Below are 20,161 nucleotides of genomic sequence, written 5' to 3'. Positions count from 1 at the left end.
GAAGAATAGAGCAAAGTACAAGAGACAAAGAGTCTAAACCCAATAAACATGAATCAAAAAAATCGACTCGTCTCAGGCTTATCGTTAAACAAATTAGCTGACCTTCTAATATCTGCAAAAACCACTTTAACAGCACTTCTTGTAAGCGTTGGCGCGCCTGTTTGGATGATTGGCTGGCTAGTTCCCATACGTGAGTCTGGAGCACTTCTTCCCCAAGTACTTATCAGCATTTATTTGCGAAATCACCCTGAAAGACACAAAGTATGGCGGCTTGGTATGATAGTGCAAGCCTCTTCAGTGCTTGGCATTATTTTTTCGGTTACGTTATTTTCTGGCTTTCTCGCTGGGACCGGGGTTTTGTTATCCCTCGTAATTCTTAGCATGGGGCGTTCGGCATGCTCTTTAACTGTTAAAGATATTGAGGCAGATGCTGCGAAAAAAGGACAAAGAGGCAACTTAATTGGTATCGCTTCAACTGTTTCTGGATTAGTAACCCTTTGTATTGCAATTCCTTTAGTTATTTTCGAAAACATGCTTTCCTCTAATTTGCTTCTAATGGTTCTGTGCGCAAGTCTTTTATCTTTTGTTCTGACGTTGGTCTGCGTTTGGCCACTTAAAACTCGCGTAGAAACGAGTGATAAGTCTGACGACACTTTCAGCGTTCATTTCGACTCCACGGTGTATAAGTTTATTTTTGTACGAGGATTGTTCGTCCATTCAGCGTTAGTAGCACCTTATTTTATGATAGAACGTGATGGCGATGTTCAGGAGTTACTACCCATTTATATTGGTGCTGAAGCATTAGCAGCGTTGCTATCGTCAATTATCTGGGGAAAAATTGCGGACAAGAGCGCAAAGCTTACCCTTCAGATATCCGGAGTGCTCGCATTAATCGCATGCGTTGGTCTTCTTGCCTTAGAAGCTACTTCTATCTTCATTTCAGCTCTTTTATTTTTTGTATTATCGGTTGCGCACGCGGGGGTTAGAACGGGAAGAAAAACGTACAGCCTGGATGTGAAAGATGGTCATGAGAGAACAGAGCTTGTGGGGTTTTCTAACACAGCGATCGGAATTATTTTGCTTGGTTTTGGTGGGCTTTACGCTGCACTTTCATCTGTTCTTACGTTCACCGTCGTTTATTTAATGGCGCTAATGCTTGTGTTCGCCATTTTAGCAACAGCCATTCTACCTAATGAAAAATAGAAAACTAACAGTCAAAGCATGATGCTGCAGACTTGAATTTCGCCATCCGTTTTCGCTTTGTGTTTTGCTTGAATAGAAGCATAGATTCACTGTCACCGGCAGCAAAGGAAAACGTGTTTTCAAAGTTTGTGACAATTTGGGGCCACTTGGACTGCTCTACACCGAGCTTTTTAACTATGGCGCTGAGTTTGGATGTTTTAAATGGTGAATGGGCGTCGTGCATTATGTCTATTGAGCATTTAAGTAACGCGCAGTAATCGGGCAAAGTAAAATTCAAAGTGCGATTGATGTTACCGAATGAGGCATTTTTGAAGGCTAGCAGCCCTTTTACATACTTATTCTTGGCATTGTAGCGTAGCCTTTTGTGTATACTGGTATAAAAAGAGTTTTGTAAATCTGTGGCCATTTTCGCTCGTACAGGATTTAAATCTACGTAGGCCATGCAAGACAGGAGTGCTTTCTCGGTCAACAGGGCCTGTGAACGGAATCGCCCTTCCCAAAATCGCCCAGTACAGTTGTCTTCTTCATTAGCTTTTCTTGCAATATACTCGTTTAGGTTTCTCATAAACCAACTAATATCGTAAAGCCTTTTCCGATAGACTTCGGCTGTGTTTTTTATCGTTTTAAGTTCACTCTCATTTACTGAATCACCTTTCAAGTACTTTCTAGTGAGCAGAGTTCCCTTATGCATTTTATGCCATTGCACCAATACATTGTCGGTGGACCAGGCATGAGCTGCTTTCTTATCAACACGTAGCACAATATGTACATGATTGCTCATCACTGCATAAGCACAGATATCAATCGCAAAAATCTTTGCCAGAAATAAGAGTCTCTTTTCGACCCATGACTTTCTGTGTTCATAGCTAACATCGCTTTTTGAGTCATACCCGCACAGGTAGCTTCGACGAACGCAGCGTGAAATACAGTGATAGTAAGGGGTGTCATCGAGACTTATTAATGATTTTCTGCTTTGAGCCATTTTACACGTTGGAAAAAACTTACGGTCGCACGACCATATCAGGGGGAGCAGAGCCCTGTAACCTGACTTAAAGAATGGTTTAAGTACAGATGCAGCGAAAATAGGAAATAACGTAAACATCCAAGGGTGATACACAGACACCCATTGCTTATTGCTCTAAAAAGACATCCAATGAAAATACAGCTTTGAATACTGTTATGTTACGAAAGCTGCTGTATTTAAAATAATAACGCCCAAAATAGGCAAGGGAGAGGTTTACCCGTAAAGCTGGTGGTGGATGTCTACTTATAAAGTGACGTTATGTTGGATGTCTCTTTAAGATGACGTATTTGCACGCTTTTACGTAATTGAAAAGCGTGCCTTTTAGTGTCTATAGTCAATCACCTTGTCAAAAGTGACGTATTTGCACGCTTTTACGTAATTGAAAAGCGTGCCTTTTAGTGTCTATAGTCAATCACCTTGTCAAAAGAGCATTTGCAGCTTTCGAGACAGGGGGGCGGCCTAAGATGTCAGAGATATATGAGGAAGCGACAAGCAACTTATTCATATCAATACCTGTTGAAACACCCATGCCATTTAGCATGTAAAGCACATCTTCGGTCGCAACATTCCCACTTGCTCCTCTTGCATATGGACAGCCCCCAAGACCAGCAACCGCAGAATCAACTGTAGATACACCATATTCCATGGCTGTGTATAAATTAACGAGTGCCTGTCCATACGTGTCATGGAAATGTGCAGCTAGTTTGCTAACGTCGACCTCTTTTAACACATTCTCTAATAGAAGGCGTGTTGCTCTTGGTGTACCAACGCCAATGGTGTCACCTAAAGAGACCTCATAGCAGCCCATATCAATCAAAGATTTACTCACTTTTGTCACTGCTTCTGGGGAAATATCCCCCTCATACGGGCACCCCATTACGCACGAAACATAACCTCTAACTTTTATGTCATGTTTTTCAGCCATCTCAAAAACAGCTTCAAACCGGCTTAAGCTCTCGCTGATTGAGCAGTTAATGTTCTTCTGGGAGAAAGACTCTGAGGCGGCACCAAACACAGCCACCTCCCTAACTCCTGCTTCAATTGCAGCCTCCAGCCCTCTAAGATTTGGCGTGAGGGCAGAATACTGGATGCCATGTTGAATATTGAGCGCTTTGAAAACATCATCAGAGTTAGCCATTTGCGGCACCCATTTAGGGGACACAAAGCTACCTGCTTCTATGCGTTTTAAACCAGTATTCGAAAGTAATTCGATAAGTTTTATTTTTTGATCGGCCGTTAATGTGCTTTTTTCATTTTGTAAGCCGTCACGTGGACCAACTTCAACAATGCTCACTTCTTGTGGAAACATAATACTATGCCTCTTTCGCTTCTTTAGAAGAAAAAGCTAATAGCGTTGAGCCACCGTCAACTAACTCGCCCGGCTGGAAAAAGAATTCTTCAACCGAACCGTCGTAAGGCGCGGTGATGCTATGCTCCATCTTCATTGCTTCCATCACCAATATAGGTTGCCCTTTTGTCACCGGCTGATCTTTTTCTACCAAGTGAGCCACGATAGTCCCGTTCATCGGAGCGCTAAAGTTCGCATTGTCTTCGTTGCTATCGTCATCGCCTAGCGACGGCGAAATCACGCTAAATTTAGAGTGGGTGTCTTTGTTAAAAAGGGTATATTGCCCGTCGTTTGTCGAAAATGAATATGTCGTTTTATAGCCATTGACAGTGGCATGCAAAACGCCCTCAATTATGGCACCTGTTGCGATGTACGTTTTTTCGCCAATCGATATCTCCCAACTGCTTGTGGTTAAACTGCTTTGATGCTTCACTTCAACAAGTATTTCTTCATGACCAAAAAGCAAGGCGATGGATTCACGATGTTGACTATTTGCTCTCCATGCCCCCGCATTTGACCAAATTGCTGGCGTCTTTCCAGCTACACAGGCGTTTCTCTTTCTGCTCAACATCACCAATAATATCATCGCTGGGATTTTATCTTGGGTGTCATCACTAGCGGCTGAGTTAAACAAAGAGTCATGATGTTTTTCTACGAATGTGGTAGTAAGTTCGGCAGAAATAAAGGCTGGATGTCCTGCGACTCGCTTTAAAAATTCGATGTTTGTACTAACGCCATCAATATAATATTCACCTAAGGCACTAATTAGACGTTTTAAAGCGACTTCTCGGTTTTCGCCCCATACTACAAGTTTTGCAATCATAGGATCGTAGAAAACACTCACTTTATCACCTTCGACCACACCTGTGTCAACACGAACTACGTCGGTTTCTCGGGGCGTGCGAAGTAACGCTAGGGTGCCGGTGGAAGGAAGAAACTCGTTATCTGGGTCTTCCGCATAAATACGGGCTTCGAATGCGTGTCCCGTTAACGTGAGCTCGTTTTGTTGCTTCGGCAATGGTTTGCCTTCGGCTATGACTAACTGCCAATATACTAAATCTTCACGAGTAATCATTTCTGTGACAGGGTGCTCAACCTGCAGACGTGTATTCATTTCCATGAAGTAAAAAGACTCGTCTTCATCTAACAAGAATTCGACGGTACCTGCGCCTACATAGTTAATCGCTTTAGCGGCTAAAATAGCGGCTTCGCCCATTTTTTCTCGTATCGAAGAAGACATATTAGGCGCAGGAGCTTCTTCTATGATTTTCTGATGTCTTCGCTGTACTGAGCAGTCGCGCTCATAAAGATAAACTCCGTTACCGTGGGTGTCACAGAAAACTTGGATCTCTACGTGACGAGGACGAGTGAGATACTTTTCGACCAACATATGGTCGTCGCCAAAGCTAGCCATCGACTCACGTTTGGCGGCATTTAAGGCTTGAGAAAACTCATTTTCGTTCCAAACTTGGCGCATCCCCTTACCGCCGCCCCCAGCAGCAGCCTTAAGTAACACTGGGTAGCCCATGTCATCAGCTGCGCTTTTTAACACAGCCTCGCTTTGTTCATCACCGTGATAGCCAGGCACTAAGGGTACGCCTGCTTTTTCCATGATGTGTTTCGCGGCAGATTTAGACCCCATGGCTTCAATAGCCGACGCTGGTGGGCCTACAAAAATAATATTATTTTTTGCACAAAGATTTGCAAACTCGGCATTTTCAGAGAGAAAGCCATAGCCTGGATGAATGGCGTCAACGCCAAGTTCTTTTGCTTTTTCAACGATTAGCTCGCCACGCAGGTAACTTTCTTTTGAGGGAGAGGGGCCAAGGAAAACAGCTTCATCTGCCATACTTACATGCTGTGCATTTTTATCGGCTTCAGAATAAACGGCAACAGTTTTTATACCCTGAGCGTTGGCTGTCTTTATAACGCGGCATGCAATTTCACCGCGGTTTGCGATTAATAATTTATTAATTTTCATTTTTCACCTCTACCCAGGATGCACTGCGTTTTTCTAAAAAGGCAGATAAACCTTCTTGACCTTCTTCTGACGTTCTAACTTCAGCAATAAGTTTGCTGGTTTTAGAAAGAAGACTGTCGTTAATCTCTTGCGTAGACACCCACTGCACTAGACTTTTTGCTTTTGCTACCGCTTGAGGGCCATTTTTCAGAATATTCGATACAAGGGTGTCTATGGTGCTGTCTAGTTCATCCTCGGTCACTGATTCACTGAGTAAACCTAGTCTTCTTGCGCGACGGGCAGAGAAAACCTCAGCCGTCTGGAAGTAACGTCGGCTTACACGCGCTCCCATAGCCTCCACAACATAGGGGCTTATCGTAGCTGGGATGAGGCCAATTTTGACTTCACTTAAACAAAATTTACTAAGCTTGCTACCAATGGCAATGTCACAACAGGCAATTAAGCCTACTGCACCACCAAAGGCGGCACCCTGTACTCTGGCTATGGTTGGTTTTGGCATTTTGTAAAGGGTTTGCAGCATTACCGCTAATGCTAGCGCATCGCTTTCGTTTTGCTCTTCGGTATAACTGGCCATTTTTTTCATCCAGTTTAGGTCAGCACCCGCACTGAAGCTTTTACCTTCAGCTCTGAGAATGAGTGCTCTAACTGAGGGATCGTCACCTGCTTTTTTAAATACTCGGGTGAGCTCGTTGATCATCTCATCGTCGAAGGCATTGTGCTTTTCTGGTCTGTTCAAGGTAACCGTGGCAATTTTTTTTTCATCTACGCTGTAAATAACTGATTGTTCCATAATTCAAGCTCCTACATTCTAAATACGCCAAATTGAGTGTCCTCAATAGGCTTGTTGAGAGCAGCTGAAAGCGACAGTCCTAGTACCAATCGAGTGTCTGCTGGGTCGATAACACCATCGTCCCAAAGCCTTGCAGATGCATAGTATGGGTGGCCTTGCTTTTCGTAAGTATCGATCACAGGTTGTTTAAACGTCTTCTCGTCTTCTTCGCTCCAAGATTCGCCAGCTCGCTCTTTCTGGTCGCGTTTAACTTGCGCTAAAACTCCTGCGGCTTGTTCACCCCCCATAACGGAAATGCGGGCATTAGGCCACATGAAAAGGAATCTCGGGTCGTAAGCTCTTCCGCACATACCGTAGTTTCCCGCACCAAAACTTCCGCCAATTAAGACAGTAAGCTTCGGCACGTTAGCGCATGCTACTGCGGTTACCATTTTCGCGCCGTGTTTCGCAATACCACCATGTTCATATTGCTTGCCTACCATAAAGCCGGTGATGTTTTGTAAAAAGACGAGCGGTATTTTTCGCATAGCGCAGAGTTCAATAAAGTGCGCACCTTTAAGCGCACTTTCACCGAAAAGTATGCCGTTATTGGCAACAATGCCTACGGGGAATCCAAAGATACGCGCAAAGCCGCAGACAAGTGTTGTGCCATAGAGAGATTTGAATTCATCAAATTCTGAGTCATCGACGATACGAGCAATGATTTCACGTACATCATATGTTTGACGACTGTCTGCTGGCACAATGCCATAAATCTCTTTGGTGTCGTAACGTGGAGGTTTAGCTTCTGCGACATCGGCAATCTCAGGCTTTTTCCTATTGAGCCTCGATACTGCATTTCGAGCTAACGAAAGCGCGTGATGATCATTATTGGCAAGGTGATCTGCAACCCCTGAGATGCGAGTGTGTACATCACCGCCACCAAGTTCTTCAGCACTAACAACTTCACCAGTTGCTGCTTTAACGAGAGGTGGTCCGCCCAAGAATATGGTGGCTTGTTCTTTTACAATAATGCTTTCATCAGCCATCGCTGGAACATAAGCTCCGCCTGCAGTACAAGACCCCATCACAACGGCGATTTGGGGAATATTCTTTGCAGACATATTTGCTTGGTTGAAGAAAATACGACCAAAGTGCTCTCGGTCGGGGAAAACGTCATCTTGGCGCGGAAGGTTAGCGCCCCCTGAATCCACTAAGTAAATACAGGGTAGATTATTCTGTTCGGCAATGGTTTGCGCTCTAAGGTGCTTTTTAACAGTGAGGGGATAGTAAGTGCCCCCTTTGACTGTGGCGTCGTTGGCGACAATCATGCACTCGATACCAGCGACAATGCCTATCCCTGCAACTACGCCTGCGCAAGGTACGTAGTCATCATAAACTTCCCATGCTGCTAGTTGACCAATCTCCAAAAAAGGGGTGTCAGGGTCAATCAGCGCATTGATTCGGTCGCGAGGTAAAAGTTTCCCTCGTGATACATGGCGTTCGGCGGCTTTTTCACCACCGCCCAGAGAGATTTGTTCAATTTTTTTTAAAAGATCATCTACCTGAGCCTGCATATGTTCGGCGTTAGCGATAAATGTTTCAGATTTCGTGTTTATACTTGAGCGAAGAACGGGCATAACCCCTCCTTGTGTTGGGCAACGGCGAACTTGCCGCATTAACCATTGTTAGCATGACACCCATGCTTGTAGACGCTGTTGCAATGGGTGTCTTTGTAATGTATTCGAGCTAGTTGTTTATTGAACGCTGTAACAGTGGGTGTCTTGCAAAGTTCTTTCAAAACCCAAGCTTCTAACAAGCCTTGTTTCAAGACACCGCCAGGTCTTCACTATTTAGATTCGTTAAATAGTTCACGACCTATAAGCATTCTGCGGATTTCTGATGTACCCGCACCAATTTCGTAAAGCTTGGCATCACGTAATAAACGGCCCGTTGGATATTCGTTAATGTAGCCATTACCACCAAGTAGCTGAATAGCGTCTAACGCCATCTTGGTTGCAAGCTCCGCTGAATAAAGAATGGCACCCGCCGCATCTTTTCGCGTTGTTTCACCGCGATCACATGATTTTGCAACAGTGTAGACATAAGCACGTGCGGCGTTCATTTGGGTGTACATATCGGCCACTTTGCCTTGAACTAGCTGAAATTGGCCTATAGATTGACCAAACTGCTGACGATCATGTATGTAAGGAACAACGATATCCATACACGATTGCATAATGCCGAGCGGACCTCCTGACAAAACCAATCGCTCATAATCTAACCCGCTCATTAAGACGCGTACGCCTTCTCCTTCTTTGCCAAGAATATTTTCTGCGGGAACTTCACAATCTTCGAAAACCAACTCACACGTATTTGAAGAACGCATACCCAATTTGTCTAATTTTTGAGCACGACTAAAACCAGGAAAATCTCGTTCAACAAGAAACGCTGTAATCCCTTTGGGGCCTGCTGCTGGGTCAGTTTTCGCGTAAATCACGAAGGTGTGTGCGTCTGGACCATTAGTGATCCACATCTTGTTTCCGTTGAGGATATATTTGTCACCGCGCTTTTCGGCTTTCAACTTCATGCTGACAACGTCTGAACCTGCATTGGGCTCACTCATTGCCAATGCACCTATATGTTCGCCACTAACCAATTTAGGGAGATATTTCTCTCGTTGCGCATCGTTCCCGTTTTTGTAAATTTGGTTTACACAGAGGTTAGAGTGAGCGCCATAACTGAGACCAATTCCGCCAGAAGCTCGGCTCACTTCTTCCATTGCAATGGTATGTGCGAGGTATCCCATGTCAGAGCCGCCGTATTGCTCCGAAACGGTAACGCCTAAAAGGCCCATATCACCAAGCTTTTTCCACAGTTGATTTGGAAATTGATTGTCAGCATCTGCTTGCTCAGCCAGAGGCGCGATTTCGTTTTGTGCAAATTGGTAGACCTGGTCACGCAGCATTTCGATGTCTTCGCCAAGTCCAAAATTTAAAGTAGGGTAGGAGGTATTCATGCGATCTTTCCTCGTTTTAGTTCTGCGAGTTCTTCTCGGCAGCGGGCTTCCACGTCATCCAATTCAGTCATTAACATCTGGATGTCCTCTAACTGTTGCTTAAGCACTGCTCTTTTCTGTTCTGTCATTTCAAGCATTGCTTCCAACTGCACCGCCGAATTAGGGTTAGTGTCGTACATGTCGAAAAGTGTTTTGACTTCTGCCAAAGAAAACCCAAGACGCTTACCCCGTAGAATCAGCTTTAACCTCACTCTATCTTTGTTAAGGTAAACACGGTTCTGCCCTGTTCTCGTAGGCGACATCAGGCCTTGCTCTTCATAAAAACGAATAGAACGAGGAGTGATGTCAAACTCTCGAGCGAGTTCGCCTATTGCATACGTTGGTTCTTTGTCGTACTTGTTCATTACATGTACCTTGTCTTTAGCGCTATTAACACCTGCCATTTAACTTGGGTGTCATTGTAATTAAGTCTTTTGTATTAAGTGGGTGTCACTTCAATATCACTATTGCTCTAGCGTGTGTGGTTCGTAATCGCGCTATATTTAAACGTAGTGTTTGGTTGACACTTACTTAGTACAGGTTTACGTTAACGTTAATTACATTTTACGTTAAGGTAAAGTAACATTTTGCTAACGTCAATTTTTCATGGTGAAGGCAAGACGTTGTAGCTATTGACAGTGTTTACTTTTGTATACATCTGCAAAGTTTTTTTCACGTAACACGTTATTTATTAATACTTTTAAGGGCACGAGCATGAGTAATGAATCGGTAGTGATTGTCGCGGCTAAACGCACTCCTATGGGTGGTTTTAACGGTAATTTGTCTTCGCTAGCTGCAACCAAACTTGGGGAAGTTGCGATCAAAGCCGCCTGTGAAGGGGTGGATGTCTCCGCAATTGATGAAGTTATTATGGGTTGTGTATTGCCAGCTGGTCTCGGTCAGTCGCCTGCACGCCAAGCCTCACTAGGAGCCGGGCTTCCATTAGGTGCAGGTGTAACAACCATCAACAAAGTGTGCGGCTCAGGCTTAAAAGCAGTAATGATGGCACATGATCTCATCAAAGCGGGCAGTGCCAGTGCCGTGGTAGCTGGTGGCATGGAAAGCATGAGCAATGCTCCTTATATGCTACCCAAAGCAAGAACAGGCTACCGCATGGGGCACGGTCAAGTCCTTGATCACATGATGCTTGATGGTCTCGAGAATGCTTATGATGGCAAAGCTATGGGGTGTTTCGCGCAAGATACCGCCGATGAAGAAAATATCTCTCGTGGGGAAATGGATGAGTTTGCGTTAGGCTCATTGTCTAAAGCTAATGAAGCCATAAATAGCGGTACTTTTGCAGATGAAATCGTACCGGTTACCGTTTCCTCTCGCAAAGGTGATTTTGTCGTTGACACAGATGAGGGCCCGAGTTCGGCGCGTCCTGAAAAAATTCCTACTTTACGACCTGCGTTTAAAAAAGACGGCACCGTGACAGCGGCTAATTCTAGTTCAATATCCGACGGTGCAGCGGCCCTTGTCGTAATGAGTGAGGGAAGAGCGAAAGAATTAGGCTTAGCGCCGCTTGCTAGGGTCGTTGCACATGCAACACATAGCATCGAGCCTGAAAACTTCACAGTTGCACCGGTTGGGGCTATGGAAAAAGTGCTAGACAAAGCAGGCTGGACAAAAGAAGACGTTGATCTATTTGAAATTAACGAAGCCTTTGCCATGGTTACCATGCTGGCGATTAAAAAGCTTGGGCTTGACGAGAGTAAAGTGAATATAAAAGGTGGGGCGTGTGCATTAGGCCATCCAATTGGAGCATCGGGTGCGCGCATACTCGTTACCCTTCTTCATTCTCTTAAACAAAGAAGTGCCAAAAAGGGTATCGCATCACTCTGTATTGGCGGTGGTGAGGGAGTTGCTCTGGCCGTTGAAATGCTGTAAGAAAAAATTCGGCTTACATGTAAAAGATTTAATCAAAGGGTGTCACCAATTTCGTGGCACTCTGTGGTTTAATGAAAGAAAAAAATAATAATCATGAAAACGACAGCCAAAATCACTGCGCTCGGTGCGATAGTTCTAGCCATCGGCATTTGCCCCAAGAGTGTTATTGCAAAACCCCTTAATAGTTCCAGCGTTAACACCCCTCGTTCTGACCTACCCTCGGCTGCTGGTGAGAAAATACCGGCGTCTCTTGCTGTTTCATCATCCTCAGCTTCGCTATCTATCAGCGACACACACATTAACAAAGCTAACAAAGACACCCACGATAAAAATAACAATAATCATGACACCCACGCAAAAAGTATCGGCGCTGAACGCAATGAAATTGCAGTTAATCCCAGTGAAAATTTAACACAAGTGCCCTATGGTGCATTGGGTGTCTTGCCAATGCGAGAGCATGATGAGCAGTTTAATTACGGCTCAGGGCCATTGCAGCAGGTGTATGTATGGCACGGACGTGATAAGCAAGCTAAGACATTCAGTCGCAAAGCGCTTGTATTTGTACATGGTGGTTGCTGGTTAAACGCTTATGGCTACGAGCATGCGAAGGGAATGTACAGTGCGTTGGCAGATTTAGGGATGGGTGTCTACGTAATGGAGTACCGTCGAGTTGGCGATGACGGCGGAGGTTGGCCGGGAAGTCTAATTGACGTTACTAATGCAATAAATGCGTCATTGGAACGTATTAAAGTGGAAGGTGATTATTCACAGACATACATTGCAGGTCACTCTGCGGGTGGACACTTGGCCTTGCTTGCAGCTCAGCAATTATCTGAGCGTTTCCCAAGCTATGGGGTGAAAAGAGTCTTTGGGCTGGCGGCCATTACTGATATTCAATCCTATGCGTTAGGAACAAATAGCTGTCAGACTGCAACCGAGGCATTCATGAAGGGTAAGCCGACTGAAAATCCAGACGCTTACCAGAACGCTGCGCCAAGCGCGAAGCACATAGATACGCCAATTGTATTATTGCAAGGGGATGCAGATAGTATTGTACCTGTTCAGCACGCTACAATGGCGGGGGCAGAAAAACGAATAATAAAAAATGGTGGCCATTTTGATTGGCTACACCCAGAATCCACGTCTTTTGATGCTTTACTTGAGGTTATTGGTGAACATGATTAATAAGGTTTTTTCCGCAGAGCAACTCGATAACAAAGACCCTCTTGCCAGAAAAGTAGAAGCATTTTCTCTGCCAGATAACACTATTTATCTTGATGGTAATTCGCTTGGCCCACTACCTAAGTCAGCCGAAGCCCGCGCAAATGAAGTGGTTAAACATCAATGGGGGCAAGACCTCATAACAAGCTGGAACAAACATCAGTGGATTTCTCTACCTCAGCACGTAGGCGACAAGATTGGACAGCTTATCGGCGCAAAGCGCGGACAGGTGATTTGCTGTGACTCGATTTCTATTAATTTATTCAAGGTGCTGAGCGCTGCATTAAAGATGCGTCCCGGGCGAAAAGTCATTGCCACCACTCGCGATAACTTTCCAACAGACATTTATATGGTTCAAGGTTTGCTGGAACTCTTAGGGGATGAATACAGCGTGCGATATATCGATGAATCGAATATTGGTGCTCAGTTATCCGATGATATTGCTGTTTTGATGCTCACTCAGGTTAATTTCAGAACCGGCCTTAAATTGGACATGAAGAGCATCACTGAGCAAGCACAGGATAAGAATATCCTGACTTTATGGGATCTTGCCCACAGTGCGGGCGCGTTTCCGGTTTGTCTAGATGCTAGCAATGTTGATTTTGCCGTTGGCTGTACATACAAATATTTAAACGGTGGTCCAGGAGCGCCCGCATTTATCTATGTCGCTGAACGTCATCAAGCAAATTACAAACAACCGTTATCTGGTTGGATGGGGCACAGCGCTCCCTTTTCATTTTCCCCCGATTACGCGCCTGATAATTCAGTTAAGCAAAATTTATGTGGTACACCCGGCGTTATCGGAATGAGTATCCTAGATGCAGCGCTCGATGTGTTTGAGGATGTGTCGCTAAAGGCTATCGATGAAAAGTCCAAGAAGCTTCAAGCCTTTTTTATTGCTGAGGCAAAACGATCGGGCGTTTTAGAACATTTCACGCACGTGAGCCCACCTATTGATGTAAGAGGGAGTCAGCTGGCGCTCGCTCATGATGAGGCCTATGCGATTTGCCAAGCATGGATAGCCGAGGGCGTGATCGCCGATTTTCGCGCCCCTAATATTTTGCGTGTTGGGTTTGCGCCTCTGTACCTGAGTTTTGCCAACGTGGAAAGAGCCGTACAAAAACTGAGTGAGATTATGGTTGAGAAGCGCTATGAAAATGCTGTTTTTCAGCAAAAACAGAGCGTTACCTAAGCGATAATACCATTTAGCAAAGATAATTACCCCCACAGCGAGACTTAAAATGTTCGTAATCGCGACGTGTTTCCGCAGGTATAGTGGTGCTACATCAAGGTGACACAACAAAGAGTACGGACACTTTAAACTCGCCTTTCTGAGTGGACGATTATCTATGTGGATTGGTATTAGACACGTTCTTCCGCGATTTAATTGCATTTTGATTGATAACGCTTAATACTTCGCGGTTGTCGTTGTTTTTGGTAAGTATTTGGGTGTGTGGTTGAAAAAAATAGAAAAGTGTTGTCTGGTCCGTTTTTTGTTTATAGGGGTGAGCTTTTTTAGCGGGCTCCTAAACGCTGCTCCTGAAGAACAGGTTTCACCCACATCTCCTCAAGAAGTCACTTATTGTATCGACCCTAACTGGGCGCCTTATGAGGCGATTAGAAACGGAATACACGTGGGTATTTCGGCCCAATACATGGATTTAATCGCCGATATTGCCGATCTGAAATTCACACTTGTGCGAACGGACAGTTGGCAGCAAAGCCTAGAATATGTTCAACGAGGGAAATGTCAGCTTATCCCTATGTTGAATACGTCCGATTATAGAAAACAATTTTTAGATTTCAGTATGCCGTATTTTGAAGCGCCCAACGTGCTTGTCGCTAAAGCCGGCACGCCCATGCTTCAAGGATATTCAGGCATTGGGAATCGCACGGTTGGCATCGTTCAAGGTTATCGGCAGGTGGAATATATCTCTCGTCACTACCCGGGACTGCGTTTAAAACTTATACCCTCAGAAGAAGAGGGCTTGAAGCAGCTTGAAAACGACGAATTTGATGTCATGGTGGGCTCATTGATGAGCGTTAATATGCATATCAATAATTTGAAGTTGGAAGATTTGAATATTGTTGGCTATGCAGAGCCATTCGATTCTCTGGCCTTCGGCGTCAACAAGTCTTACGGTCACTTAGTCGAGAAATTAAATTTTGCCATTGAGCGTATTCCAGAAACTCGAAAAGTACAAATCTACAAGCAATGGAACAATGTCCAAATCCGCTATAGTCGCAATTATTCCGTGATGATTTTGGCAACCATTATCGTTTTTATCAGCTTACTTTGGCTCACATCACGTAATCGACATGTGGGCCGTTATAAACGAATAATAAGCCAGAAAAACGAAGAAATATCCGCGCTGCAGGCAACGTTGCTAGAGAAAAACCGAACATTAGGTTTCCTCACTGCCCACGACAAAGTCACTGGATTGTACAATCGTAACCATATGATTCAGCGAGCGGAGGAGGAGATTTCTCGGTTCAACCGTTTTCATACAACTGCATCACTGATTATTCTTGAGTTAACGCCATCGCAAGAGGGTGGGCTCCCGCTTGACGCGGCAGCGCGGGAGGAAACACTTCGAGCTGTGGCAACGCATTGTCTAAATACAGTGAGAGAAGTCGATGTCGTGTCTAGATTTAACGGGGAGCAATTTATCATTCTATGTCCCCAAACGGAGTTAGACGCAGCCCAAATTCTTGCAGAACGCTTGCTCGCATGCCTTACGGGTCACTATCAATTAAGTGACAATTTTAATGTGGCAATGGGGTTGTCTGAGTTAAAAGAATCTGAAGAGTTTCCCGAATGGATGGAGCGTACGACTAAAGCCCTATATCAGTCTAAGCGCCGTGGGTTTGGCAACGTGAGTGTGGCTCAATAATCCGCTCTGACGGCATGACTCATTGTGTTGGTGTGTCGTGTGTTTTTTGCATTCCTGCATTCCCTCAATTTATACCGAATGACTTGTGCGTCCGGGAGGGGACAAGACAGTGCGCTACCCAAGGTAATCGATAACCTTATATCGATTGCGTTGAGCAGCACATTAAAGCATAAGACTAGACGATGGGTTCGTAATGCCATTGGTGGGAATCGTAGTGGATTCGAGCACGATCGTATTCCCTCTCAGAGCGCCAGTTTCGGTTGTTTAGCTTGGCCGATACGCCGGGATATAGGCGCTTGTTAGCGATAAGTTTTATATCTGACTGATAGCTTTCTTTGGCCGTTTTCACTTCGTTGGCTTTATTTTCCAACCATTCCAGCAAAGCACTTTCATTATTAAACAGTTCAACTGCTTCAGCCGCTTTGCGCTGAAGTTCTTTCGGAATTTTTTTACTCTGAATAAGGGTTATTTTTTCTTTATGCTTCAAGTTATTTTCACGAATTTGCCGCAGCAGTTCATCTAACGAATCTTTTCGTTCTAACAACAAGTTAAAACCGGGGCTGAAGTCTACTTTTAAGGTACTGCCAGACACCGCGCCTAACGTGCCCGCTTCAACCCTTTCCTGACTGATAATTTCGCACGCAAAAAGGTTGCCCATTGGTTTGTCAATTTGCCCAACGATAACCGCGCCACCGCAGCGAAGACGGCTATATGCAAGCTGCCGTCCTACGGTTACATTGCCACTGCACTGAACATCAATACCTTGACCATGCTGAATGTGGATACTGCCGGCTGCGATGAGTTTGCACTGATATTCGCCTTGAGCGTCGTTCACTTTGCCCATCGCGCCTTCGGTGATGATAATGTCACCGCCTGCTTCGATATACGCTGACTCAACAAAGCCATTAATGGTTACGTCACCAGCGGCTTTGATTTGCATTTTCTCAGTGACATCACCATTAACCAACACTGCACCCTCGTAATTAACGTGGCCAGTACCTACGTTCACACCGTTGCAAATGAAAGTGTCATCGATATTCATGATCTGGTCGCGATATTTGGGCATTCCAGAAATAGAAGACATAAGGAGATTGGCGTCGTTGTCTGAAACAACGGTGCCGCTGCCCATTTTAAAGTCAACCCACTCACCAGACACCGCAGGAATTTTATTACCCTTAACGTCAAAACCAGAGCGACCTTGTGTGGGAGCTGTGCGTCTTAGAACGGGAGTATTGGCTTTCACACAGATCACTTCACCCAGATTTCGCATATCAACGCGCTCGCCATCGTTGGTTTGAGGCTTAAGCACCCGCTCTAGCGCATTAGGCACAAGTGGAATGAACTTGGAGTTTCTACCATTGCGAGCGGGAAGCCCTTTTGCCACCGTTTCTTCAAGAACGGTACCAGGCTCAGATTGTTTGGCAGTGTTGAGCATCGAGGTTATGATTTTGGTACTTAGGCCACGAACCACTCTATTTTTAATCGCCAAAGATTTAATTGTGCTTAGTGAAGGAAGCTTACCGCCATACGGTGTGGTCAGGATAAGGTTCGCCTGCATACCGTCTTCTGGTACCCTGAACTCAACCTCTGCATTTTTGCGTTCACCTATGCGCTCCTGAACGATAGTACCATCACCGGTTTTAAAGTAGTGATTTGCAGTGTCACAGGCTGTTTTTAAGGCCTTTTCTGAAACGTAAAGTCGTTTTGTTTCTCCACTCTCTAGCTGTGTCCTAACCTCTCTTATATCCACCTCTGACGTAAATTCAGACGGGTTTAGCATGAGGTTTATGTAGGTTCTAGATTTATCGAAACTGATTGTTACGCCATTCATGACTTCTTTTTCCCTTGCGCACGTGAATTATTATTATCGGCAGCATAAACGCTTTCCTTGACCCTGATTCAAAGATTGCCGTCCTTGTCTTGGCTCATTTAATTTATGACGTTATAAAACCTCCGTCAAAGGTTTTCGGCATATTGATAAAGGGCACGCAGAATAGCTTGCTTGTCGGGATTATCACTGTGTTGATGTGCAAGTGATTCCAGCCTCATCAAGTAGGTCTCCATTGTAATGGACCCATGAAAAGCAGGGTCCGTCAGGCGTGCTTGACGATGATACTGCCATTTTGTCATCTCATCAGCAGTCAACGTATGTGGATAATTCCGTGCTCGATATCGAAAAAGTTGCTTTTTTAGCCCTTCGTGTTGGGTTTTATCACTGAACGTGGCGAGGGCTTCTGGCTGGGCTTGAATGACGCTGTCACACCAGCGTCTGTCTTCGTCGTTTAAAAAGCCGCCACTGTACAATGCATGGTCGATATCGTGTTCTTTATCGTGTTGTTCACTCTCGTATAGACCAATGAGTTTGCTGGCAAGTTCTGGCGTGTTTGCCAGCTTTTTATAATTATCTAAGCAGCGCTCTCTGTTTAAGCCTAATCGCTGCGCATTATCCTCTGTCATCGCTTTCGCGGTGGTTATAAAAGGGGAACGATTTACGTGAATAAGCTTAATGCCCGGCCGCTCTCGTGGATCGTCAAACGTATCAGCCGGCGCATACAGCGCTTGTTTAATCTCTTCGGTGGTGTCATTGATTAAACTTTCGATATCGTGAGACAGATCGATGACAATAAATGCGTTTGAATTAGTGGGGTGTTTAGCGATGGGCATTACCCACGTACAGCATCCTTGAGAAGCGGGTAACTTAGAAGATATATGCAACAGTACAGATGGTTTACTCAAATCAATTTGTTGCATTACCGTATGTTTATTTCGCAACGAGAGTGCATATTCAAATAAGCGAGGCTGCTTCTCTTTGATAAGCTTAGCCAGCGATATTGTGGCATACACATCGTTTAACGCATCGTGAGCGTTGTCGTGGCCAATGTTATTTGCAGCAGTGAGTGCCTCGAGTTTAAAGCTTGGCGCACCATCCTCGCGCAACGGCCAATGTATCCCATCCGGCCTTAATGCATAGCAGGCCCTTGCCACATCAATAATATCCCACCGGCTATTTCCGTTGCGCCATTCTCGTGAATAGGGGTCATAAAAGTTTCTATAAAATAGATAGCGTGACACCTCATCGTCAAAACGAATGCTGTTGAAGCCTACGCTACAGGTATTCGGAGTAGACATTTCTTGATAGATTTTGGCTGCAAAATCTGCCTCGTTTGAGCCATCTCTGATCGTTTGTTGAGGCGTTATTCCCGTGACCAAACACGCCTCTGGATGAGGTAAATAATCGTTGGCAATCGCGCTCATTATGTTGATAGGTTTGCCAATAATATTTAAATCCATATCCGTTCTAACGGCTGCGAATTGGCAAGGGAGATCTTTTTGTGGGCTTGTGCCAAAGGTTTCAAAATCGTGCCACAAAAATGTAGGTGTATGCATAACCACCGGTGCGTTTTCAATGAAATATTACACGCAGTGTACACTGCGTAAAATACAATACCAAATGCTGGCGGTTATATAGTCAGGCCGCAAATCACAAACCGTTGAAAGAGAGCGGTGAAATTATGATGTAACGCCTGTAAATTAAATCTGCAATGCTGTATTAAATTTGATACGCGTTTGCTTTCATTCGTGCCATGAAACACCCTAGCTTGTCCTTTACTAATGTGTCATTTTAGTGATTAAGCATTGGCAAGTGTTGTTTTAATAAACGTCAACGCAAAGGCAATACACTCAGCGATTCATTTTTTCAGGAGTACATAGATTGAATAGGACATTTTGTTTCAGACCAGTTAAAAGCGTATGCAATACCATTTTGGCGCTAAGTACAGTGGCGATGACGACAATCGCGTCAAGTGGAAATGTTTTTGCTATGGATGATGAGCAACACCCCCCCAAAGTTGCTATTGCTATACACGGCGGAGCGGGCACTATCCTGAAATCGTCGATGACGCCAGACAAAGAGGCGGCTTACAAAGAAGTATTGTCAAACGCGGTTAAGCATGGGTATACGCTTTTAATGAAGGGGGAGAAAGGGGAAGTTGCGGTGGTAGAGACCATCAAAATTCTTGAAAGCTCCCCATTGTTTAATGCGGGAATTGGCGCAGTATACACCTTTGACGGAGAGCACGAGCTCGATGCCTCAATCATGCATGGCGGCAGTAAAAACGCGGGTGCCGTAGCCGGTGTAAAAACCATTCGAAGCCCAATTGAAGCGGCACTACTGGTAATGAACGAGTCACCCCACGTAATGCTATCTGGGAAAGGAGCTGAAGAATACGCAAAAGAAAATGGCCTTGAGCAGGTCGACAATGCTATTTTTGATACAGAGTTTCGTAAAGAAGCGCTTGATAGAGTGAAGGCGCGAATGGAGCAAGCCTCGAACGGTTATGGCTCACAGCAGGGTAATGAACGCTTTGGAACCGTTGGCGCTGTTGTATTAGACCGCGACGGTAATATAGTTGCGGGCACTTCAACAGGCGGAATGACGGCAAAGCGCTATGGAAGAATAGGGGATTCACCGGTAATTGGCGCTGGTACGTATGCTGATAACGAAAGCTGCGCTGTCTCTGCAACTGGGCATGGGGAGTATTTTATTCGTTATCATGTGGCAGCTGATATTTGTGCCCGCATGAAATATCAAGAAGTAACGCTAGACCAGGCGGCTAACACGGTTGTTCACAATGTGTTAGTTGAAGCCGGTGGCGACGGTGGGGTTATTGCTATTGATGGCAAAGGTAATATTGCTATGCCATTTAACTCGGCAGGTATGTACCGCGCTAGCATAGATACCGAGGGAAACCTTACCGTAGCTATCTATAAAGA

The 20,161-nt window shown here is 44.9% G+C and carries 15 protein-coding genes; 6 read left to right on the top strand and 9 right to left on the bottom strand.

What is annotated here, in order from left to right:
• Nucleotides 1-48: 48 nt before the first annotated feature.
• Nucleotides 49-1,203, top strand: a complete 1,155-nt coding sequence (locus tag GVO63_RS09960) for an MFS transporter (protein ID WP_159579541.1) — start codon at nucleotides 49-51, stop codon at nucleotides 1,201-1,203.
• A gap of 4 nt (nucleotides 1,204-1,207) precedes the next feature.
• On the opposite strand, the gene GVO63_RS09955 is transcribed toward GVO63_RS09960, so the two are convergent.
• The 7 genes from GVO63_RS09955 to GVO63_RS09925 form a co-directional block, all read right to left on the bottom strand.
• A complete protein-coding gene (locus GVO63_RS09955; RefSeq protein WP_159579539.1) occupies nucleotides 1,208-2,185 on the bottom strand; it encodes a transposase in 978 nt (325 codons plus the stop codon).
• A gap of 454 nt (nucleotides 2,186-2,639) precedes the next feature.
• On the bottom strand, nucleotides 2,640-3,536 hold the full coding sequence (locus GVO63_RS09950; protein WP_159579537.1) for a hydroxymethylglutaryl-CoA lyase: 897 nt from the start codon (nucleotides 3,534-3,536) through the stop codon (nucleotides 2,640-2,642).
• 4 nt (nucleotides 3,537-3,540) lie between these two features.
• Entirely contained in the window at nucleotides 3,541-5,556 is a 2,016-nt protein-coding gene (locus GVO63_RS09945; protein WP_159579535.1) for an acetyl/propionyl/methylcrotonyl-CoA carboxylase subunit alpha, read from the bottom strand.
• Nucleotides 5,546-6,346 (bottom strand): enoyl-CoA hydratase/isomerase family protein, encoded by an 801-nt coding sequence (locus tag GVO63_RS09940; RefSeq protein WP_159492821.1) that lies wholly within the window; start codon nucleotides 6,344-6,346, stop codon nucleotides 5,546-5,548. The genes GVO63_RS09945 and GVO63_RS09940 overlap by 11 nt, the downstream gene beginning before the upstream one ends.
• An 11-nt stretch (nucleotides 6,347-6,357) precedes the next feature.
• On the bottom strand, nucleotides 6,358-7,965 hold the full coding sequence (locus GVO63_RS09935; RefSeq protein WP_159579533.1) for a carboxyl transferase domain-containing protein: 1,608 nt from the start codon (nucleotides 7,963-7,965) through the stop codon (nucleotides 6,358-6,360).
• A gap of 209 nt (nucleotides 7,966-8,174) precedes the next feature.
• On the bottom strand, nucleotides 8,175-9,344 hold the full coding sequence (locus tag GVO63_RS09930; RefSeq protein WP_159492819.1) for an isovaleryl-CoA dehydrogenase: 1,170 nt from the start codon (nucleotides 9,342-9,344) through the stop codon (nucleotides 8,175-8,177).
• Nucleotides 9,341-9,748 carry a MerR family DNA-binding transcriptional regulator gene (locus tag GVO63_RS09925; protein ID WP_159492818.1) on the bottom strand — a complete coding sequence of 136 codons (408 nt, stop codon included), beginning with the start codon at nucleotides 9,746-9,748 and terminating at the stop codon, nucleotides 9,341-9,343. Before GVO63_RS09925 ends, GVO63_RS09930 begins: the two co-directional genes overlap by 4 nt.
• A gap of 349 nt (nucleotides 9,749-10,097) precedes the next feature.
• Here GVO63_RS09925 and GVO63_RS09920 point away from each other — a divergent pair, with 349 nt between their 5' ends.
• From GVO63_RS09920 to GVO63_RS09905, 4 genes are all read left to right on the top strand, one after another.
• Nucleotides 10,098-11,273 (top strand): acetyl-CoA C-acetyltransferase, encoded by a 1,176-nt coding sequence (locus GVO63_RS09920; protein ID WP_159579531.1) that lies wholly within the window; start codon nucleotides 10,098-10,100, stop codon nucleotides 11,271-11,273.
• Between the two features lie 93 nt (nucleotides 11,274-11,366).
• Nucleotides 11,367-12,458: a S9 family peptidase gene (locus GVO63_RS09915; protein ID WP_159579529.1), complete on the top strand. Its 1,092-nt coding sequence runs from the start codon at nucleotides 11,367-11,369 to the stop codon at nucleotides 12,456-12,458.
• Nucleotides 12,451-13,686: a kynureninase gene (kynU, locus tag GVO63_RS09910; protein ID WP_159579527.1), complete on the top strand. Its 1,236-nt coding sequence runs from the start codon at nucleotides 12,451-12,453 to the stop codon at nucleotides 13,684-13,686. Before GVO63_RS09915 ends, kynU begins: the two co-directional genes overlap by 8 nt.
• Nucleotides 13,687-13,999: 313 nt before the next feature.
• A complete protein-coding gene (locus GVO63_RS09905) occupies nucleotides 14,000-15,388 on the top strand; it encodes a transporter substrate-binding domain-containing protein (RefSeq protein WP_236552114.1) in 1,389 nt (462 codons plus the stop codon).
• Nucleotides 15,389-15,563: 175 nt separating this feature from the next.
• On the opposite strand, the gene GVO63_RS09900 is transcribed toward GVO63_RS09905, so the two are convergent.
• The gene (locus tag GVO63_RS09900) at nucleotides 15,564-17,219 is read right to left on the bottom strand and encodes a DUF342 domain-containing protein (protein WP_159579523.1); all 1,656 of its coding nucleotides are present in this window, start codon (nucleotides 17,217-17,219) and stop codon (nucleotides 15,564-15,566) included.
• A 125-nt stretch (nucleotides 17,220-17,344) separates the two neighbouring features.
• Nucleotides 17,345-18,775 (bottom strand): exodeoxyribonuclease I, encoded by a 1,431-nt coding sequence (gene sbcB, locus GVO63_RS09895; RefSeq protein WP_159579521.1) that lies wholly within the window; start codon nucleotides 18,773-18,775, stop codon nucleotides 17,345-17,347.
• Nucleotides 18,776-19,208: 433 nt separating this feature from the next.
• Between sbcB and GVO63_RS09890 the strand changes: the two genes are divergently transcribed.
• The coding region (locus tag GVO63_RS09890) for an isoaspartyl peptidase/L-asparaginase family protein (RefSeq protein WP_236552122.1) at nucleotides 19,209-20,161 on the top strand (953 nt) is incomplete at its 3' end.

Origin of the sequence: Alteromonas sp. KUL106, from assembly GCF_009811415.1 — a bacterium.
GTDB lineage: Bacteria > Pseudomonadota > Gammaproteobacteria > Enterobacterales > Alteromonadaceae > Alteromonas.
The sequence above is the reverse complement of the archived record's forward strand: the minus strand, read 5'-3'. Positions and strand labels throughout refer to the sequence as shown.